Raw genomic sequence first — 1,102 nt, 5'->3', positions numbered from 1 at the left:
GTATAGAAGACCCTGCCCCCTGTCCTTTAGACGTACCAAAATCATTCTTTTGATGACTCTTCGACGCCAATGCCGTATCCGGAATCCTGTCCCCCTTCGCAACATTGCCATTTGCAGGAATACGGATATTCCCGACCCCTGACAATAATGGATCGCTGCCGGTAACGGCCGGCTTGATGTTTTTCAGGTTGCCAACTCCCGCAATAATCGGGGCTTTTATCCTCGGATTGGGGTTGACAAAGCTCATCAGCCAGTCGGCAACGTTCAGCGCAAGCTCTTCGTTTTTCCGCTCTTCCTGCCTGATTTTGGTGTCTTTTGTCCCGCTGTGCAGCCAGGTCAGGTTACGGTATTCGGGTTTGTCCTGTCGGCGGTATTCCTCAAACAGCTTCGGATCGTTGTAGGCTTGCGGATTTCTTGCGCCGTAGTCGCGGTAGTCCCAAGTATAACCCAAGGCTTTGTCTTCGCCTTTCATTCCGATAAGGGATATGACGCTTTGATCGGTATAGCCGTCTTGGGAACCTTTGTCCACCCAGCGCAGTATCTGCCTGCGGATTCTCATCGCGGCTTCTTGGCTGCTGATTTTTCTGCCTTCGCGTTTTTCAACTTCGCGCTTGAGATCATTGGCATATTTGTCGAACTAAGTTTGATTGGGCGGTTTCAGTGCATAAGGTGATGCAGGCTACTTTTTCTGATTGCTGTGGCAACTTGTCGAAAGAAAGGACGTCTGAAACGTTTTTTCTTTTTTCAGACGGCCTCTTAGCTCAAACCTTGAGAACCGCATACGTGCGTTTCTCACACATCCTTGTTGAGTTTAGGTTGCATATGGGCTACGGCTTGCTAGTGGTGGGACAGCAAGGGCAGCAAAGAATGCGGGCTGCACAAATAACCCTTGTCAGGCAAGGCAAAAAGGTCGTCTGAAAAAACCTGAATTTAGTTTTTCAGACGACCTTTTTCATGAGTCGGCTTCCTTAAATTTTTAAGGTGTGAAAAACGGAAGTTTTCTATTTCAAATTATTATCAATTTTCTAAACGATAATATCGTTTGGAAAAAAATGAATTCGCTTTAACTTCATAGCCTTAAATGAATTACCCAAAGAAGGCT

General features: G+C 46.6%; 1 pseudogene. It reads right to left on the bottom strand.

The annotated features are described in order from the left end of the window. A pseudogene (locus ACTHUM_RS14970) lies at positions 1–634 on the bottom strand (hypothetical protein); the annotation flags it as partial. Positions 635–1,102 lie beyond the last annotated feature (468 nt).

The organism is Neisseria sp. P0021.S006 (assembly GCF_051956895.1).
This window is presented reverse-complemented; position numbering and strand designations above follow the sequence as displayed.